General features: G+C 43.9%; 17 protein-coding genes, 1 pseudogene and 1 riboswitch. Of the genes and pseudogenes, 5 read left to right on the top strand and 13 right to left on the bottom strand.

Features of this window, described 5'->3' with window-relative positions:
* Positions 1-122 precede the first annotated feature (122 nt).
* Positions 123-1142, top strand: a complete 1020-nt coding sequence (locus V6669_RS14385) for a zinc-binding dehydrogenase (RefSeq protein WP_338594555.1) — start codon at positions 123-125, stop codon at positions 1140-1142.
* 146 nt (positions 1143-1288) lie between these two features.
* Here the strand turns inward: V6669_RS14385 and V6669_RS14380 are convergent, their stop codons facing one another.
* The gene (locus tag V6669_RS14380; protein WP_338594553.1) at positions 1289-2308 is read right to left on the bottom strand and encodes a Gfo/Idh/MocA family oxidoreductase; all 1020 of its coding nucleotides are present in this window, start codon (positions 2306-2308) and stop codon (positions 1289-1291) included.
* 180 nt (positions 2309-2488) lie between these two features.
* Between V6669_RS14380 and V6669_RS14375 the strand changes: the two genes are divergently transcribed.
* Positions 2489-3358 (top strand): MurR/RpiR family transcriptional regulator, encoded by an 870-nt coding sequence (locus V6669_RS14375; RefSeq protein ID WP_338594552.1) that lies wholly within the window; start codon positions 2489-2491, stop codon positions 3356-3358.
* A gap of 40 nt (positions 3359-3398) precedes the next feature.
* Here the strand turns inward: V6669_RS14375 and V6669_RS14370 are convergent, their stop codons facing one another.
* From V6669_RS14370 to V6669_RS14340, 7 genes and pseudogenes are all read right to left on the bottom strand, one after another.
* Complete coding sequence (locus V6669_RS14370; RefSeq protein ID WP_338594550.1) at positions 3399-3752, bottom strand: MmcQ/YjbR family DNA-binding protein; 354 nt, start codon at positions 3750-3752, stop codon at positions 3399-3401.
* Positions 3753-3894: 142 nt separating this feature from the next.
* Positions 3895-5295: a DEAD/DEAH box helicase gene (locus V6669_RS14365; protein WP_338594549.1), complete on the bottom strand. Its 1401-nt coding sequence runs from the start codon at positions 5293-5295 to the stop codon at positions 3895-3897.
* Between the two features lie 117 nt (positions 5296-5412).
* Complete coding sequence (locus tag V6669_RS14360; protein ID WP_338594547.1) at positions 5413-5727, bottom strand: multidrug efflux SMR transporter; 315 nt, start codon at positions 5725-5727, stop codon at positions 5413-5415.
* Positions 5727-6065 carry an SMR family transporter gene (locus V6669_RS14355; protein ID WP_338594545.1) on the bottom strand — a complete coding sequence of 113 codons (339 nt, stop codon included), beginning with the start codon at positions 6063-6065 and terminating at the stop codon, positions 5727-5729. Before V6669_RS14355 ends, V6669_RS14360 begins: the two co-directional genes overlap by 1 nt.
* A 102-nt stretch (positions 6066-6167) precedes the next feature.
* Positions 6168-6268: riboswitch (guanidine-I (ykkC/yxkD leader) on the bottom strand.
* A gap of 70 nt (positions 6269-6338) precedes the next feature.
* Complete coding sequence (locus V6669_RS14350) at positions 6339-6968, bottom strand: pentapeptide repeat-containing protein (protein ID WP_338594544.1); 630 nt, start codon at positions 6966-6968, stop codon at positions 6339-6341.
* 11 nt (positions 6969-6979) lie between these two features.
* Positions 6980-7744 carry a methyltransferase domain-containing protein gene (locus tag V6669_RS14345; RefSeq protein WP_338594543.1) on the bottom strand — a complete coding sequence of 255 codons (765 nt, stop codon included), beginning with the start codon at positions 7742-7744 and terminating at the stop codon, positions 6980-6982.
* Between the two features lie 241 nt (positions 7745-7985).
* A pseudogene (locus tag V6669_RS14340) lies at positions 7986-8255 on the bottom strand (aldo/keto reductase); the annotation flags it as partial.
* 371 nt (positions 8256-8626) lie between these two features.
* Here V6669_RS14340 and V6669_RS14335 point away from each other — a divergent pair.
* Positions 8627-9535, top strand: a complete 909-nt coding sequence (locus tag V6669_RS14335) for an AraC family transcriptional regulator (protein WP_338594542.1) — start codon at positions 8627-8629, stop codon at positions 9533-9535.
* 187 nt (positions 9536-9722) lie between these two features.
* Here the strand turns inward: V6669_RS14335 and V6669_RS14330 are convergent, their stop codons facing one another.
* From V6669_RS14330 to V6669_RS14315, 4 genes are all read right to left on the bottom strand, one after another.
* Entirely contained in the window at positions 9723-10802 is a 1080-nt protein-coding gene (locus V6669_RS14330; protein WP_338594541.1) for a low specificity L-threonine aldolase, read from the bottom strand.
* Positions 10799-11221, bottom strand: a complete 423-nt coding sequence (locus V6669_RS14325) for a MarR family winged helix-turn-helix transcriptional regulator (RefSeq protein ID WP_036670809.1) — start codon at positions 11219-11221, stop codon at positions 10799-10801. Before V6669_RS14325 ends, V6669_RS14330 begins: the two co-directional genes overlap by 4 nt.
* A gap of 418 nt (positions 11222-11639) precedes the next feature.
* Positions 11640-13358: an ABC transporter ATP-binding protein gene (locus V6669_RS14320; protein ID WP_315935280.1), complete on the bottom strand. Its 1719-nt coding sequence runs from the start codon at positions 13356-13358 to the stop codon at positions 11640-11642.
* A gap of 2 nt (positions 13359-13360) precedes the next feature.
* Entirely contained in the window at positions 13361-13735 is a 375-nt protein-coding gene (locus V6669_RS14315; protein WP_338594536.1) for a hypothetical protein, read from the bottom strand.
* Positions 13736-13998: 263 nt separating this feature from the next.
* Between V6669_RS14315 and V6669_RS14310 the strand changes: the two genes are divergently transcribed.
* Together V6669_RS14310 and V6669_RS14305 are read left to right on the top strand one after the other, a co-directional pair.
* Positions 13999-14424 (top strand): MarR family transcriptional regulator, encoded by a 426-nt coding sequence (locus V6669_RS14310; protein WP_074094962.1) that lies wholly within the window; start codon positions 13999-14001, stop codon positions 14422-14424.
* 112 nt (positions 14425-14536) lie between these two features.
* A complete protein-coding gene (locus V6669_RS14305) occupies positions 14537-15925 on the top strand; it encodes an MFS transporter (RefSeq protein ID WP_338594533.1) in 1389 nt (462 codons plus the stop codon).
* 103 nt (positions 15926-16028) lie between these two features.
* Here V6669_RS14305 and V6669_RS14300 read toward each other — a convergent pair whose 3' ends face one another.
* Complete coding sequence (locus V6669_RS14300; protein WP_338594531.1) at positions 16029-18119, bottom strand: serine hydrolase domain-containing protein; 2091 nt, start codon at positions 18117-18119, stop codon at positions 16029-16031.
* Positions 18120-18149 lie beyond the last annotated feature (30 nt).

The following is an 18149-nucleotide window of genomic DNA, read 5'->3' as shown; positions in this document are numbered from 1 at the left end:
ATCCATCTGTTAAATTAATATCTCATAAACAATATTCAAACAACACGGAAACATCGCTGCATCATGATAAACGTACTCAGTCGCTCAAGCAGTGAATGATAATCAGTCATAAGGAGTGAATCATGATGAAAGCAGCTATTTATTATGGTAAAAATGATATTCGTGTGGAAGAAAAACCAATGCCGGTTGTCGGTCCAACCGATGTTCTGGTTCGAAATCTGCGCGGTGGAATCTGCGGAACCGATATTAATATTGTTAAAGTGGGTCAAGGAGATATGGGCATCAGCCTGGGCTCTGAATTTGGACATGAGATGGTTGGTGAAGTTGTTGAGATCGGCTCTGACGTTGCTTCGGAGATCCACATCGGAATGCGTGTAGGCATTAATCCCATTACCTCCAAAAAAGTCGGACGACGCAAATCGCTGGAATGCTCCGGATTCTCCCAGTACGTTCTGGTAGAAGAAGCCCAGCTTGATTATAACTTATATGTAATAGATCCAAGTGTTCCGGCAGAAGTAGCCTCATTGATTGAACCCATGAGTGTAGGACGACATGGGGCTTTCAGTGCAGATCCGAAGCCTGAAGATCGGATTGTCGTCATGGGTGCGGGTCCGATTGGCCTGCTGGCTGCTGCAAGTCTGATTGCTGAGGGTATGAAACAGGTATGTGTTGTCGATATCGACGAATGGCGTCTCGCCAAAGCTGCAGGACTCGGTGCTCTGACCGTGAATACCTCGGCTACTACACTTGAAGAGGGACTGGCTGCACACTACGGCACCGTTAATGTATACGGCGTTGAGGTGCCTAATGTCGATGTATTTATCGATGCGGCTGGTGCTCCCGTGTTGTTCGAGAAGATCATGAAGATTGTCAAACCGCAGGCCAGAATCTCCATTATTGCCGTATATAAAACCGAGGTGCCCATCAGCCTGCAACAGGTGATGTCCAAAGAAGTGCAAGTGAAAGGTTCCAGTGGATACACGCACGAGGATTTCAGTAAGGTTGTGGAACATCTGACCCACTTCCATCCTGAATTATCTACTCTTGTAACACAGGTATACAAACTGGATGATATCCAGGAAGCCTTTAATACAGCCATTCAGGCCAAAGGAACGGTTAAAGTGGTTGTAGATTTAACTTAATACCTCACAAGTCCAGATGCATTCCAAAACTCAAAATGAAATAAATTGAATGACAAAAGCCACCAGAAGGTGGCTTTTTGTCGCTCATCTTTACTTACCTTTTCTTCGAAACTGATCTATATTCGTAAGCTCAAATGCTTATTTGTTTATTTGCATGCGGCTATACCTTGTTCCAGAATCCCCATCGCGATAATCGTTTCTTCATCTTTGATGACCTTATCCTTGCCATGTACAATGGCTTGATAGATATCGTCATACACTCGGGCGTAGTCGCCAATCTCCGAAACCACTTTTTCCTCGTGATAGACTCCTTCATCATCCAGATAGGTCAAGACGCCATAGTGCTGTGGGAGATCCACGCCAAAATCAGCATGTCCCTTTGGCAGATAAAACAATTTCAGATGTTCCTCCTGACGATCCTCCGTTTGTTTCACAAACATCCCCTTCTTGCCATATACCACAAAGCTTGGACGGGGCTTCAAGCGGAAAAAGCTTGATTTGACGGATACCTTGAGGGTGGAATAATAAAAGTCCAGGTCAAAGTAATCGTTCATTCTTCCCTCACCAAGCAGTTGACGCACATCGGAATGGATGGTATCCGGCTTGCCAAAGTAGGACAACACCTGGTCGATGGTATGCACCCCATGCCCGTATAGATAGCTGTTATATTTGGAAAAATGGGAGGTGTTGTTCGGAATTTCCGGGCGATAGTAATCGTAGTGCATCTCTACTTCCAACAGATCCCCCAACTTGCCTGATTCAATTACTTTCTTCGTTGTAAGGAAGTCCGAATCATAACGTCTGTTCTGATAACATTGGATCACCAGATTTTTCTCTTTGGCGTATTGGAAGATGGATATGGCCTCGGCCTGTGTTAACATGAACGGTTTCTCCACAAGCACATGTTTTCCGTGATCAAGTGCCATTTTCGCGTATGAATAATGGGACTCCGTGTGTGTGCAGACCACCACCAATTGAATGTCCTCATCATTCATCAACGTGGAGACATCATCCGTGTAGTTTACGTCAGGTATACGATCCCACTCGGTTTTATCCAGATTGCGTGCGTATATGGTCTTTACGTTCAGATGATCCCGATTCAATGAAAACGGAAGATGGTATCGATTCGTGCTTTTGCCATTACCAATGTATCCGATGGTTAACATAATCATTCCCCCCAAAGCTCTTTTTCATTTATTATAAAAGAAGACAGCCCTGTTTAAAGGCTTTGCCGCCATAACGGTACAATCGACCATATTTATGTATCCTTAACGGTCTGTCTATAAACAAAATGTTTAATGAACGCCCGTTAATCGACGTTATTCAACTTATTTGGGGTGAATTTATTGAAAATACTAACTCAATTATCCGACATGTATAACTTTACACCGAATGAAAAAAGCATCGCTTCTTATATATTGACACATAAGGACCGTATTCTACACTTCAATGTGCAAGAACTCGCGAAAGTCACCTATACCTCACATTCGGCAATTAACCGACTCATTCACAAACTTGAACTCACTGGCTTCAAAGAATTCATGATTCGACTTGCCCGGGAATTTGAGCAGGACTCCGCCCAGAACATATCCAATGTGGACCCTAATTATCCGTTCAGTCTGGGTGAGTCTTCGCTTCAGGTGGCAAAAGAAATTGCCGAGTTAATGAAGGAAACCATCGAAAAGAATGTAGCTTATATGGACGACGAATTGCTGACACGTACAGCACAATTACTGGATCAGGCTGACCGAATATTCATCTATGCCTTGGGCGATTCACAGATCCGGGCGAAAAGTTTTCAAAATAAATTGTTCAAAATCAACAAATATGTAGTCATTGCCACCGAGCTTTCTGAATGGGCGCACCATACCGTCAATCTGACGACAAAAGATTGTGCCATTTTCCTAACCTATCATGGAAAATCTCAGAGTTATATTACAGCGGCCCATCATTTTAAGCGCGAGAGTATCCCTTTTATCACCATTACGGCAACCAGTCAGAGTGAACTGGCAAAGCTCAGCACCATCTGTATACGAGTTCCCGATGATGAAGTGAAGCTTGCCAAGATTGGATCTTTTTCTTCCCAGATTGCTTTTGAATATGTGTTAAACGTCATCTACTCCTGTATCTATAAAATCGAATACACGACGAATAGACAGACATTAGCCGAGACATATGAGAAACTCCAGGTCACTGACCTGATGAATGACGAGTAACATGAGTTAAATTGGTGTTAACTCAAATAGAAATGCTTCACTATTCGGCCAGAGATTCCCGAGCGCTTTTCGGAAGGGATTTGACAACCATATCATACGAGTGATCGATCATGACGTAGATATCCTCATCTGACAAGGAACCATCCAGTGTAATGGTATTCCAGTGTTTTTTATTCATATGATATCCTGGTCGAACGGCTTCATGCTGCTCTCTCAGGTTCTCTGCAATAATGGGATCACATTTTAAGTTTAAGCGACAGTGCTTTTCTTTGTTTTCAAAAATAAGCGCGAACATCTTACCCGCAACCTTAATCGCGACTGGATCAGGACCAAATGGATAATCCTTGGTCGCGCCTTTCTTCTTCAAACTGTATTCAATCATCGTATCCTTCAAGTCACTACCTCCCTTTCACCAGTGGACGATATAATGATACCGAATGTAAGTTCGTATGTAAATAAGCTCGTTGCATATAAAAGCACATAATAAAACCTCCTCCACATGAATGGAGAAGGTTTTATCTGGATTTATTCAACTCTTAATTGGCTCTATCATTCCTAGTTTTGCTGCTGCGGCTGAATGAGCCAGGGCTTGATTTACTGCTACTGCTGTTTGATCTACTGCTATTCGGTCTACCGTCGTTTGAACGACTACTGTTTGATTTACCACTCTTGGCAAACCATTCGGATTTGGGCTTGCGTGCCGGGTTAGCTTTGGACTTCGCCGGTTTGCCTGAAGCCGATTTGTTGAACGAAGGTTTACTACCTGATGCTTTGCTGGTTTTATCAAACACAGGTACACCTGTCATTGGATACGGATGACCTTTCACTTCAGGAATCGTCTTTTTGATTACTTTTTCGATATCCTTCAGGAATGGAAGTTCATCCTTTTCACAGAACGAAATTGCCATTCCGCTTTTGCCAGCTCGACCTGTACGGCCAATACGGTGAACATACGTTTCCGGAATGTTAGGCAGGTTAAAGTTAATGACATGTGACAGTTCCTCCACGTCAATTCCTCTTGCCGCGATATCCGTCGCAACTAATACACGTGTTGCACCACTCTTGAAGTTGTTCAGTGCCCGTTGTCTCTCGTTCTGAGACTTGTTGCCGTGAATAGCCTGTGCCGTAACATTCACTTTGGCCAAATCACGTGTAACCCGGTCAGCGCCGCGCTTCGTGCGTGTGAACACCAATGCCGTGACGATGGATTTATCCTCCAAAATTTGGTTCAACATATGTTGCTTTTTACCGTTCTCCAGCAAATATATAGATTGCTCAATACGGTCTACCGTTGAAGATACCGGTGTGATTTCTACTTTGACTGGATCAACCAGCAGGGTTTTAACCATTTTGGTGATTTCAGGAGGCATTGTAGCTGAGAAGAACAGCGTCTGCTTTTTGTTCGGCATTTTGGCAATGATTCTTTTCACATCATGAATGAAGCCCATGTCCAACATCCGGTCTGCTTCATCCAGAACGAGAATCTCAACCATCTTCAGATCAATACGTTTCTGATTAATCAGATCGTTCAATCTACCAGGTGTTGCGATAATAATATCTGCACCTTGATTCAACGCACGCTCTTGTACTTTTTGCGAAACGCCGCCAACAATTGCCGTACAACGAATGTCCGTATACCGGCTATATACCTTGATGTTATCCGCGATCTGAATAGCCAGTTCTCGTGTTGGTGTCAAAATTAATGAGCGAATATGTCGTGTGGACTTGGGTCCTTTGGATCTTTCGCTTAATAATTGAATGATCGGCACCGAAAATGCTGCCGTCTTGCCTGTTCCTGTCTGTGCACATCCCAGCAGATCTCTGCCAGCTAATACAGCTGGTATGGCCTGTTCCTGTATAGGGGTAGGATTAGTATAGTTTGCTTTGCTTAACCCTTCCATAATAGAGGGGATAATATTTAAGTCCTTAAATGTCATGTTGTCTCCTTCATTTACGCACATCTATCAATAAGACGCATCTTTTATTTCACACGTAACGTATAAGGATACCATTAAAAACGTAATCTGTACATTATCTTTTTAATATCACTTTGTTTAACTGACCAATTTAAGACCGACTGCCGATCCAAGCACCATAGCGATAAACAGAATTCTTAGGGCATTTCGAGGTTCTCCGTAAAATAACATGCCAAGAATAGCACCGCCGGAGGCTCCGATTCCCGTCCATACCGCATATGCTGTCCCCATCGGAAGAGTTTCCATCGCAAGGGACAGGAACAGGAAGCTCAATCCAAACCCGGCTACCAATAGAACCAGTGAAATGAGATTACGGTCTTTGTGCAACTTGTTTATCATAAGCACTCCGATCATCTCAAATACACCTGCCAAGATAAGAAATACCCAGTTCATTATAGTTGCACCTCCTTATTCTTCTCTTTGCTCAGCATTTTAAGACCAATTACGCCGAGTAAAAGTAGACCAATGAGTACCATTTTTCCGGTTTGGACATGTGCATTAAACAGAACAATCTCTGCAAGTACCGTGCCAGCGGTACCCAGGCCAACAAATACTGCATACACGGTTCCCACAGGCAGTGTCCGCGAAGCTGCAATCATTAAGCTGAAACTGATCATAATCGCAACCAGGGTGAGGCCCCATTCCAGCAGACCACTCGCATGTTTCAATCCAATGACCCAACCCACTTCAAAGAAAGCAGCAATCACAACCGACATCCACGTTTTATTCATTCCTGTAACACTCCTTCTCTACTACATTTTTTGTACAGCCTGTAAGGATTCATTAGCGAAAAAACAAAAAAAGCCCGGGAAACAAACTGCATGTAGCAGTTCATCTCCCAGGCTTTTATCCCTCCGTGGCACAACCAACAGGTTGCGGGTTTTCTCTCGGACCAGACCGACACATCCGCCGCGGAACCCTAGAAAACCTGTTTTTATTCTAATGTGACTCCAATTATACACACTTCCGCTATCTTGGCAACCCCGTAAATGTGATCATACCATTTATTTGATAATCAAACCCATTAATCCTACAAATGTGGCGGCTTGATGTGGTGAAATCACACAACCGTTGAGATCTTCCATGGTCAACACCAAGGAGTCAAATTCGCAATCGCTAAGATCCAAATCTTTCATTTTGGTCCCCGTTAAGGAAGCTTGGTCGATGTTACATTGACTGAACTCCATTTTTTGCAGTGCCAGATAGGCAAAGTCCGCACCAATCAAGGTACATTCCGAGAAAGAGACCTGTTTCAGATGGGCAAAACGGAAATTGCTATAGTCGCCTAGACCATGAAGGAAATTGACATTTTGCAATCGGCTATTGGAAAAATCAGTTCCGACAAACTTGCAGTTATGCCATTCGATCCGGTGCATGAAGGCACCAGAGAGATTGACATTGGAGAAATCGCAGTGTTCGAACCGGACATCGGTGAATTCAAATTGTTCCAAGGCAGACTCCGAGATTGTCACATGTCTAAATACAACATTTTCAAAGGAAACCTTACTCGCTTCCTGTTGATCTAATGTAATGCTCTCGATCAGTTTGTGTTTGTACTCCACTTTGGATTCGAGAAATACAATCGTTTCCGGTTCGAGCAACTGCTCCTGAAGCTTGGGTTTGTCCACTTTCATACCGCATTCCCCTATTCCTTAATAGCTACGACTCGCAGTCGGCTTCTGTCCAAATACCATTGTCCATCCCGCATCAGTTGTGGCTGTACTTTTTTCTCAACTGCTTCCATAATAACATCCTGTTCCGCAGCTGTGATACCACTGAATAAATACTCCGCGAAGCTGGTCAACCACTTTCTGGCACCTGGCTTGAACGGGGTAAATTGGTCCACGTGCTGGGCCAGACGAACTCGAAATCCGTTCTGTTCCAGTAGATTAGCATATTCGCCAATCGTCGGGTGATACCATGGATTCCGTCCTTCCCATTCATATCCACGGGCATCCAATTCTTCTCGTACCGCTGATATTAATATAGCCGTGTTGCCACTTCCAGCAAACTCAGCCACGAATCGTCCTCCCGTCTTGAGCGCTAACTGTATGGATTGTACTACAGCTGGAGCATCCTTTATCCAATGCAGAACGGCATGAGAGAAGACCGCATCAAACGTTTCTTCTGTCCGATAATGACAAGCATTTTCGACTTGAATATTCATATCAGGGTATTTCTGTTTAGCTTGCCTAATCGTCTCTTCTGAAAAATCTATACCTGTTGTCAGCGCTCCTGCGGCTGCAATTTTGGCTGTGAGATCCCCATTGCCACAACCCACATCAAGAATACGTTCACCTTGGGATGGCTGGAGCAAGGATAAGATAGGTGTTTCCTGTAACGTAGCAAAAGGAGCGGAATGACCACTCGATGATTCGTTCGTTTGACCGGATGAATGTCCGTTATTCATAGATTATAATCTCCTTCTCAATTAAGGATCTAATGTATCTATAATAACCTTAATATATAAGAACTGTCAATTCACTCATCAGATAACTATAAAAAAAGCCGCCGAATGGCGACTTTAACATTAAGAATTCGGATCAACTGAGATTGCCTGTTACCGGATGCGGTACATACGCTTCTTCTAGAAAACCGATCTCTTCCACAGTCAGCTTCACCGTAAGGGCTGCTATTGCATCCTCCAGATGGTGAATTTTGGTCGCCAGAACAATCTCATCCCGACGGGCAAAATCCTTCAACGCACGTCCAACAATTTCCTCACTGGTTCCATCCGAATAGATATTGGCAGTATCGAAGAAATTAATACCAGCATCCAATTCTTTCTGTATGAACGGTCGACTCTGCTCTTCATTCAGGGACCAAGGAGCCATTCCGCGTTCCGGTACACCGTAACTCATGCAACCTAGACATAATCTGGAGACCTCCAGACCGGTACGTCCTAATTTCACATAATCCATATTTCACACCCTCCTTGAATTTGTTCTGTTAACTGATTTTGTCTCGACCTCTTCGGTAACTAGCTCTAACCAGCATGTGAAGTATATCTCTCGATGTACGGAATTTTCTTCATACTTAATCTGTGATTCGAGCCTGTCAATCAAAATTTGCCTCACATGGTTTGATAACCACTTCATCACCTTGTTCACCCAACTTTTCGAATAAACTTTAATCGCTTGGCTCTGTTAACATACTCTTAGTATGCCGAGTCATGGACTGCAAGCGGTATATCAATCGTCTTAATTGATTGCCTGATCCTCTCAGGCCCTCTTTTGCTTCTATACGGTAAGCTTTATAATCTGAGTAGGTTAAATCCGTGAGGAGGATACGTATGACCGAAGAATTATTTCAACCAAAACAGGAATTGAGTGACCTGATCGAACGCCATTCCAATCATAACGGTGCAATGGAAACGGCGATCCCTTCCCTGTTTGTCTATCACCATTCCAAGATTAGTGAACCGGCATACAGAGTATATAAACCTTCATTTTGTGTAATTGTTCAAGGGCTGAAAGAAGTATTGCTCGCACAGGAGCGTTATGAATACGGACCTTCCAATTACCTGATTGCTTCCATGAATCTCCCGGTCATCGGGCAGATTATCAAGGCATCCGCTGATGCACCCTACTTAAGTCTCAAGCTCGAATTCACACCGAACCAAATTCTCGAAGTACTTAACGAATGCAATATCAAGGTAACATTCAACGAAAACGCCAGACGAGCCATGTTTGTAGGTCAGATGGAATCGTCCATTCAGGACGCTGTAATCCGACTTGTTCGATTGCTGGATACGCCGGGAGAGATTCCGTTTCTGGCTCCGTTGTACGTTAAAGAAATCCTGTTCCGCCTCCTTCAAGGGCCTTACGGAGGAGAACTGGCGCAGATTGCGGTTGAAGGTAGCAGCACTTATCGGATCAGAGAAGCGATTGAGTACATCGTTCATCATTGGGAACAGCCATTTCGCATTGAAGATCTGGCTGAGACCGCCAGCATGAGCGTCTCTTCATTCCATCGTCACTTCAAAGAGATCACAGCCATGAGTCCATTACAATTCCAGAAACAATTAAGATTACAGGAAGCACGGCGACTTCTGATGGCCGAATCTGCTGACGCGGCAGATGTAGCGTTCCGGGTTGGTTACGAGAGCGCTTCTCAATTTAGCCGCGAATATGCACGCATGTTCGGTGCGCCGCCAAGAGCCGATATCCGACGGCTGAAAGAGAAATATGACATGGCTTGAGTGAGTAACCGAGTATGCACCTCTTTATCTCACAACTATCACACAAAAGGCAAACCAAAAAAGGACAACCACAATGAGTTGTCCTTTTTTCAGTATCAGAATTCTGCGTAATTGCTTTTGGATTTATTCAAAATACTCGTATTTATGAGTAGGAAATCGGGCTGTTCTCCTTCATTTTTGAACAAGATCAGACCAATGCTTCGACCCGTTCTGGCACGTGGGTCTCTTCGTGCAATAATTGAGTGATTTCACGAGTCAGTGCATCCACATTCTCCTGACGAGTTGCCCAGCTGGTACAGAATCGCACCGCACTGTGTGTAGCGTCAACTTTTTCCCAGAAGGAGAAGGTATAACCGCTGCGTAATTTCTCAAGCAAACGATCAGGCAGAATCGGAAACTGCTGGTTGGTTGGTGAGTCGTACAGGAAACGTACCCCGTGCTGTTCAAGTGAGTCGTGAATTCTCAAGGCCATATCTACCGCATGACGGGAAATATCGAGGTACAGACCATCTTCGAACAACGTTTCGAATTGGATACCCAGCAATCTGCCTTTGGCAAGCAGGCCACCTTTTTGTTTGATCATATAACGAAAATCCGGTTTAAGCGCATCATTCAGGATAACAACCGCCTCTCCCATCAATGCGCCAATCTTGGTTCCCCCGATGTAAAACACATCACACAAGCGCGCAAGGTCAGCAAGTGTCATATCGCAATCGCGTGAAGCGAGTGCATATCCAAGACGTGCTCCATCCACGAAAAACGGAAGACCACATGCTCTGCTCACTGTATGCAATGCTTGCAATTCTGCCTTGCTGTACATCGTTCCGTTCTCGGTTGGCTGAGATATGTAGACCATGCCTGGCTGCACACAATGTTCCGGTGACGACTCATTCATGTGCGCATCATAGACTGCTCTAACCTGCTCAGGCGTGATCTTTCCGTCCTCGCTTGGAACCGTGAGTACCTTATGTCCCGTAGCTTCAATAGCTCCAGTTTCATGAACCGCAATGTGTCCCGAGGTCGCAGCAATCACACCTTGATATGGACGCAAAATGGACGCAATCACCGTTGTATTCGTCTGTGTACCACCAACCAGGAAATGAACATCAGCTTGCTCATTGTCACAGGCCTGACGAATAAGCATTCTTGCCCGTTCACAATGCTCATCCGTGCCATACCCGCTCGTCTGTTCCATATTGGTTTCCATCAGTTTTTGTAAAATTCGTTCATGCGCACCTTCGTTATAATCACATTCAAATCGTATCATCGTGTTGTCTCTCCTGCCTTCTTGTTCAACTTCTCTTGTATGTTCATCATGGAGGTGTATACCTCTTGAATCTCTTCTTCATTCAATTCTTGCATCAGCTTCAGGATCTGTTGATCGGATCGATCATTCAATTGGGCATACAGTTCCTCACCCTTGGCTGTCAGACGAATCAGACTGACCCGGCTGTCGGCAGCAGAATCCACTTTCACCAGCAGTCCTTCCTTGGACAGCTTGTTCACAATTCGGCTCATGTAACTGCGATCAATGGTCAGAGTATCTACCAGATTGTTCGCAATGCTCTCTCCCCGAATCCCAATCTCAATAATGACCCGTACTTCAGCAAAGGAATACCCTGTTCCGAGAATATGCTTGTCGAGTACACCAAGTATGTTGGTATAAAAACGGTTAAAACGTCGCATGTCAGCCAGTATATCTGGATTTATGTACTGAGAGTCGATGTCAAACCCTCCTTTTTAGTGGACATTGTCAACATTATAATAATCACGTTAGTGGACGTTGTCAACATTATCTTTTACATAGCATTTGATAACTTCATTTTTAATATCCAATCAATAAAAAAAGCCGCGCATATGCGCGGCAAGGTTTACTTGTTTTAGTACTTTATCCAGATACTTAGTCAACTGCTTAAGTTTCTATATAAATTGACTAAACATTTACACAAAACGGAGAGGACAGAAAGAACCTGAAGAAGCGGAGCGTTCGCCTTTATCCCCGGATTTCCCCTTTAGATAAGAGGAATAAAAAAATCTGGGGATAACAGCGATCGGAAGGTTGTTCTGTCATCGGAGTGGCTAGTGTAAATTCAATTTATATGGATTAAGAGTGACTATATTGCACCTGATGAAGACGGCTGTATATCCCTCCAGCGGCGACCAATTCCTCATGGTTGCCCTGCTCAGCGATACCATCTGTGTTTACTACGATGATTCGATCTGCATTCTTGATAGTTGTCAGTCTGTGTGCAATCACAAGTGTTGTTCTGCCCACCGACAATTCAGCGAGTGATTGCTGGATCAGTGCTTCCGTTTCCGTATCCAGCGCAGAGGTTGCCTCATCCAGAATAAGAATGGGCGGGTTTTTCAAAAACATACGTGCGATGGACAAACGCTGTTTTTGTCCTCCCGAGAGTTTAACACCACGTTCACCAATAATGGTATCCATGCCATCAGGCAACGTGAGGATCAGTTCCTCCAATGAGGCACGACGGGCGGCATCCCAGATTTGTTCATCCGTTGCACTGAGATCACCATAAGCAATATTCTCCTTAATGGTACCCGAGAACAAAAATACATCCTGTTGAACGATTCCGATATGCTTACGCAACGATTGAAGCTTAACGTTACGAATGTCGACGCCATCCACAGTGATACGTCCCTCTTCTACCTCATAGAATCGGGGCAACAGGCTGCAGATCGTCGTCTTGCCTGCACCCGAAGGACCAACAAAAGCAACGGTTTCCCCTGGTCGAACAGACAGACTGATATCACTCAGAATACGCCGACTGGATTCATATCCGAACGAGACGTTCTCGAAGCGAATATCACCCTTAACACTTTCGAACTCAACGGCGTTTTTGCTATCCGCAATTTCAGGTTCTGTATCAATGATCTCCAGATAACGTTTGAAACCAGCGATGCCCTTTGGATAACTTTCTATGACGGCATTGATTTTCTCAATCGGACGGAAGAAGATATTAGACAGAAGCAGGAAGGCCATAAAGTCACCCATATTGATTCTGCCATCGATATAAAACCAAGCCCCGCTGATCATGACAAAGACAGTAACCAGTCGCATCATCATATAACTGACCGAGATACTTTTCGCCATCGTTTTGTAGGCAAGCAGTTTGGTTTTACGGAAATTCTGATTATCCACCGCAAAAAGTTCTTTCTCATGTTCTTCGTTGGCGAACGATTGCACAACACGCATGCCACCAACGTTGTCTTCAATACGCGCATTGAAATTGCCGACGTCTCCGAAAAGTCGCCGATACGTCTTTGTCATGCGACCACCAAATACGATAATGACCCAAGCCATAATTGGGATAATGATAAAGGTAAGCAGCGCAAGCTCAAGATTAATGTTAGCCATCAGCCAGAACGATCCGATCAATGTCATTACTGCGATGAATACATCTTCAGGTCCATGGTGAGCAACCTCGCCTATATCATTCAGATCATTCGTAAGATGACCAATTAAGTGGCCTGTTTTACGATTATCAAAGAACCGGAAGGACAACTTCTGCAAGTGAGCGAACATTTTCTCACGCATGTTGGTCTCAATGTTAATGCCCAGCATATGTCCCCAATATGTAACGACATAGTTCAATACAGTATTAAGTGCATAGATGGATAACAGCACAACACAGGCAAGCAAAATGAGAGGCCAATCCTGACCTGGCAACAATTCATTAATGAATTTGCTGACGGCAAGGGGGAAAGCCAACTCCAGAAGACCTGCGAGTACAGCGCATCCAAAATCAATCAAAAACAGTTTTTTATAAGGACGATAATACGAAAAAAAACGACGAATCATACTTATTCACTCTCACTCTCCAGATCCTTATTGGGGTTTACATCTTCATTTTGCAGCTCGAACAGATGGATATACTCGTCGATGACCTGATCAATAGCTTTCAACTCCCCACTGATCATTGGGCGAATATGTTCATACTCCTCCTGGCCAAGTTGTCTGGCGAGCGTTGTTCTTCGATTCTGCATCTGCTCCAGAAATACAAGAATCCGGCCGCGGCGGAATGTTTGCGCACCATGGCCCCGTTTTCCCTGATGTTCTCCATGCCCTCTGCCACGTCTGGAACGCTCTCCACGTTGCTCGCTGTCAATCATATCACGTTTCGGACGCTCACCTTGACGTACACTTCCATCGATTTCATTCAGATCACGATCTCTCATTTTTGCCACCCCCATTACGTGTATACATATGTATACAACGCATTCATGTATACGAATGTATGCGAAATCCCAAAAGATGTCAACCTTTATATTCACTTGAAACAACGTAAACTTTACGCCATACATCAATCCAACGGAAAAAGAAGTGATCTCTTTGGATCGGGCACTTTTCCATGAACACTTCTATTAATTGACACCAAAAAGAGGTAGAATTATAATGGTCACAGCAACTATAATCATGACGGTTATTTAGGAGGAAAACCTTGGAATTAGAAAAATATATCGGTGTTAATGTACAGCGCGCGGCACTTAAACTGAATAATTACTATCAAAAGGTAGTCAATCCGTTTGACATCACAGTGGATCAGTGGGAAATACTAATCGTACTATGGGAAAAAGAAGGCATTACTCAAAAAGAACTTGCCGAGAGACTTCATAAGGACCAAACGAATGTTGCACGGATGCTGTTTAAGCTCGAAAAGAAAGAATTTATTTATCGTGTGATTCATGAAACGGATAGAAGATCTTTACGTGTTTATTTAACTCCTAAAGGACGAGATATGAAAGATGAAATTCTTGCTCCTTCCATGGATGCATATAATAAAACGATCCAGGGGTTATCCAAGGAGGAGGTTGAGATGTTTAGAAGGATTCTTACTGTAATGTATAACAACGTAAAAGATCTATAGTCCAAAGAGGAGTCCTCTCCACTTTAAAGGGGGGATAACTTTTTTTGTCATATACTTGCTGCAGCAACTATGGTCGAGACTATTAAAATTTATTCTAAAGGAGATTTTAAAGATGGAAATAACAGCAAAAGAAACAGGTGTTTTCGACGCCAAGTACAGAGCATTGACCATTGGGATCATTCTTGCTGTCACTACCGTCGCGTTTGAAGGTTTAGCAGTTGTTACGATTGCTCCAAGCCTGGCTCAAAAATTAAATGGGCTCCATTTGTACGGTTGGATATTCAGCTCTTTTCTTTTGGCACAAATCCTTGGAACAATGATCATTGGAGCGCGGATCAACAAAAACGGCGTATTTGCATCGTTTGGCATATCGATACTTTTTTTTGTGATCGGCATCGTAATTGCGGCTACTTCGGTGAACATGATTACTCTAATTATAGGGAGAGTATTTCAAGGGTTTGGTGGAGGCGGTATCATTACGTGTGTATATTACAGCATTACTTTAGGTTATCCTGATAAGCTGAGAACGAAAATACTTGCTTTGTTTTCCGGCGCATACATTCTACCTGCACTAATAGGCCCTTATATTGCTGGGCTTATAGCGGAGCATATCTCCTGGAGAGTTGTTTTTTGGCTCGTGCTTCCCTTCATTGGTTTGGCTGTCATGCTGACGCTTCCCGCTTTCCGCAAATTTACAGTTAGAGTGAATAAACCTTCCGAGAATAACCAAAAAGAAGGTTTTGCAGTATTACTGACTATCGGAACGGGAATGTTGCTGGCTGGGCTAGGCTATATAACCGATTGGAAAGGAATTGTGCTTTCCGTAGCAGGATTGCTTATCATGATTCAGCCTTTGCGAAAGCTGCTGCCCGAGGGCACCTTAAGTGCCAGAAGAGGTTTACCGGCCACAATTGCTTCAAGAGGATTCTTTGTTGCTAGTTATAATGCGACCGAGAGTTATGTTGTCCTCGCTTTGACAGATGTGAAAAAGCTTCCTGCGGATATGGCGGGATTAATTGTAGCCGCTGGTGCATTAAGCTGGTCAGCGGCTGCCTGGCTTCAGTCCAGGTTTGATGCTAAAGATCATGGGATGGGCCGAAAAAAACGGGTAACCATTGGTATTGGATTTATGATCATTGGTGTTGCTGCGGTCATTCTCGCTGTTGGCCTCCCCGAAGGAGGGATCGTATTTGCAGTGATTTCACAGCTTTTCACTGGATTCGGCATCGGTTTGGCACATCCTACGACTGGAGCGATTGCACTACAGAATACAAAAACAGGTGAAGAAGGTGAGATCTCCGCCAGCCTTCAGTTTACAGATGCATTTAGCCCAGGGGTAAGCATCGGCGTCGGAGGAGCCCTTATTGCCGTTAGTCAGTCACTAAATTTGGGGTTGTTGACGGGGATTATATTGGCTCTATCTCTTCAATTAATTCTCGTTCTCTTGAGCTTTACGATTTCCTTTCGCATCAAGCAGGCAAAAGCCTCGGCGGAGAACTGATACCGTCCTGAATTCGGAAAATTAAATATTCCCTACATTGACATACCAAAACCTTCCCCACGTCATGGAGAAGGCTTTGGTATGTTTTTTAAATACATTCATTTTACTTTTTCAATGAAATTTCGAAAGTGGAATCCACGTCACCTGCAAATACAATGCGGCCGTTTTCTGGTAAAACAACCTCATTCTGACCGCTGACTACGGTGTGATTAATACAAATACCCTTTTGATCATATACGGCAAAGGCGCCAGTTGCAGGCATTTTAACCGTCATGACTTTTCCTTTCACCGTTGCTGGTATCGAAAACCATCTGGCATATCCGTCTGCTTGAATTGTTGCTAGAGATTGTTTACCCGAATAGAGTGGTTGTACCATTTCCTCACTGGCGTATATGCTACCAACGGCTGTAATGTACTCTACTCCGTTCTTTTTAGCAAAATAAATCTCCTTTGTATCACGTCCAGCCAGGCCAGGGATTTGCAGCTCAGTGACTGCTTCGTTTGCTCCAATAATCTTAGTATTGGATATATATCCCGGGGTCTCTTTGTCCAAATGAATAGGGAGAATTGGTGCCGAATGGAGATAAACCGTTGATGTATATTTCTCATTCACCAGGTAATATTTTTTACCTTCACGCTGCTCCCATGAGTCCGTAATATCCTGGGATAATTCATTGGCTTCCAGCTTCTCCATTTTATATTCGGAGAAAGCCAATTGTCCAAGTCCTGGCAAGGATATATAAGATCGATACCACAGATAAGTCCTTCCATTCTTCTCCTTAACAAATTTCAACTTTTCTGTGCCTTCATCGTTAACAAACGTACCATCCGCTGTATATGTGTATACTTGAGCCGGGTTATTTGGAGCTGTTAGCGCCGATACATTCATTTTTCCAGCATTAATTTCGATCTTCTTAACCGAATTATTAGTACCGTATATACCCGCATACGTGGATATTTCTTCAGGTATAACAGCCTTCACTGGCACGCCAAATGATTTTTCGGGCTTTCGTTCCGTAATAATACCCTTTTCCTCAAGTGCGCTTAGTAATAATTCACTTGCAATGAACTGATCTCTGGCACTCGTTCCCCCTGATGAGGTAACGGCCGCAGCCAGATTATATTCCGGCAGGACGATTAATGATGAATGATACGATATCGTATCTCCACCTTTCGTCAAGGCCTTGATGCCATATTCACTGAATGGGAACAGGTTCACACTATCCCACCCTAACCCGTAAGATATAGACGTATCGCTATCCTCCGGCCACATGCCTCTTTTGTATTCTTCTTGCGCCATGGCTTCTACCGACTTACTGGATAGAATGCCATCGACTTCTCCCGTGAAGATTTGTGAAAATTTCACTAGATCTTCAGCGGTCGAATAAATGCCTCCAGTAGCGATGATATTATAATTCTCTTGTGGAAGCTGTCCCTCATACACAGGAGAATAGATTCCCGCCATTGCTGCCGGGTCAACGACATCCTGTGGTGTTTTGGTATGTTGCATGTCCAAAGGTTCCGTAAAATAGTGGTGTATGAAAGCTGTAAAACTCATGCCGCTAACACGTTCAACCATAATCTCGGATAACGTAAACCCATCGTTACTATACACGGAGAATGCGCCGGGATCGGCCTTCAGGTTTTGACTCGCCAATTGCTCGAGAAACGTATCATGTGAGTACGTATCATTATCCCCGTACAATGTGGCGTTACTGCCAGTGCTGCCCAGCAGACCGGAAGAATGATTCAACAGCATGCGTGGTGTGATTTGTTTGTAGCGATGATCTTTCATCTGAAAATCCGGTATATAGTTCACAACAGGCAGATCCAAATCAATCTTGCCTTTGTCAACTAACTTCATAACAGAAGCTGTGAGGAACATTTTACTCGTTGAACCTATACCATAGATCGTATCCGGCGTCAGAGGCACCTTGTCCTTTAGATCGTTCTTGCCTGTCTGACCAGATACCACAATCTCCCCACTATCAATTAATGCATATTGCACACTTGTCGTACCGTACGTCTCCGTGAGCAACTTGGCTTTCTCCGCCACTATTTTCTTGGTTGGTTCATACGTTAGATCGTTGCTGTTACTTGTAGCTGATGCGGCCATGACTGACATTGGAGCCAACATCGTTAACACCAGAGTTAAGGCGGTGATTGAAGTTCGTTTTCCCTTTTGTCGTCCCATTCACATCATCTCCTGAATTTTATATGTTTT

The organism is Paenibacillus sp. Y5S-9 (assembly GCF_036894235.1).
Lineage (GTDB): Bacteria > Bacillota > Bacilli > Paenibacillales > Paenibacillaceae > Paenibacillus.
This window is presented reverse-complemented; position numbering and strand designations above follow the sequence as displayed.

What these genes read in the sequence shown, in the direction of transcription:
- V6669_RS14385 (WP_338594555.1), top strand. Translation starts at nt 123, where the DNA reads ATGATGAAAGCAGCTATTTATTATGGTAAAAATGATATTCGTGTGGAA.
- V6669_RS14380 (WP_338594553.1), bottom strand. Translation starts at nt 2,308, where the DNA reads ATGTTAACCATCGGATACATTGGTAATGGCAAAAGCACGAATCGATAC.
- V6669_RS14365 (WP_338594549.1), bottom strand. Translation starts at nt 5,295, where the DNA reads ATGACATTTAAGGACTTAAATATTATCCCCTCTATTATGGAAGGGTTA.
- V6669_RS14360 (WP_338594547.1), bottom strand. Translation starts at nt 5,727, where the DNA reads ATGAACTGGGTATTTCTTATCTTGGCAGGTGTATTTGAGATGATCGGA.
- V6669_RS14355 (WP_338594545.1), bottom strand. Translation starts at nt 6,065, where the DNA reads ATGAATAAAACGTGGATGTCGGTTGTGATTGCTGCTTTCTTTGAAGTG.
- V6669_RS14350 (WP_338594544.1), bottom strand. Translation starts at nt 6,968, where the DNA reads ATGAAAGTGGACAAACCCAAGCTTCAGGAGCAGTTGCTCGAACCGGAA.
- V6669_RS14345 (WP_338594543.1), bottom strand. Translation starts at nt 7,744, where the DNA reads ATGAATAACGGACATTCATCCGGTCAAACGAACGAATCATCGAGTGGT.
- V6669_RS14335 (WP_338594542.1), top strand. Translation starts at nt 8,627, where the DNA reads ATGACCGAAGAATTATTTCAACCAAAACAGGAATTGAGTGACCTGATC.
- V6669_RS14330 (WP_338594541.1), bottom strand. Translation starts at nt 10,802, where the DNA reads ATGATACGATTTGAATGTGATTATAACGAAGGTGCGCATGAACGAATT.
- V6669_RS14325 (WP_036670809.1), bottom strand. Translation starts at nt 11,221, where the DNA reads ATGCGACGTTTTAACCGTTTTTATACCAACATACTTGGTGTACTCGAC.
- V6669_RS14320 (WP_315935280.1), bottom strand. Translation starts at nt 13,358, where the DNA reads ATGATTCGTCGTTTTTTTTCGTATTATCGTCCTTATAAAAAACTGTTT.
- V6669_RS14315 (WP_338594536.1), bottom strand. Translation starts at nt 13,735, where the DNA reads ATGAGAGATCGTGATCTGAATGAAATCGATGGAAGTGTACGTCAAGGT.
- V6669_RS14305 (WP_338594533.1), top strand. Translation starts at nt 14,537, where the DNA reads ATGGAAATAACAGCAAAAGAAACAGGTGTTTTCGACGCCAAGTACAGA.
- V6669_RS14300 (WP_338594531.1), bottom strand. Translation starts at nt 18,119, where the DNA reads ATGGGACGACAAAAGGGAAAACGAACTTCAATCACCGCCTTAACTCTG.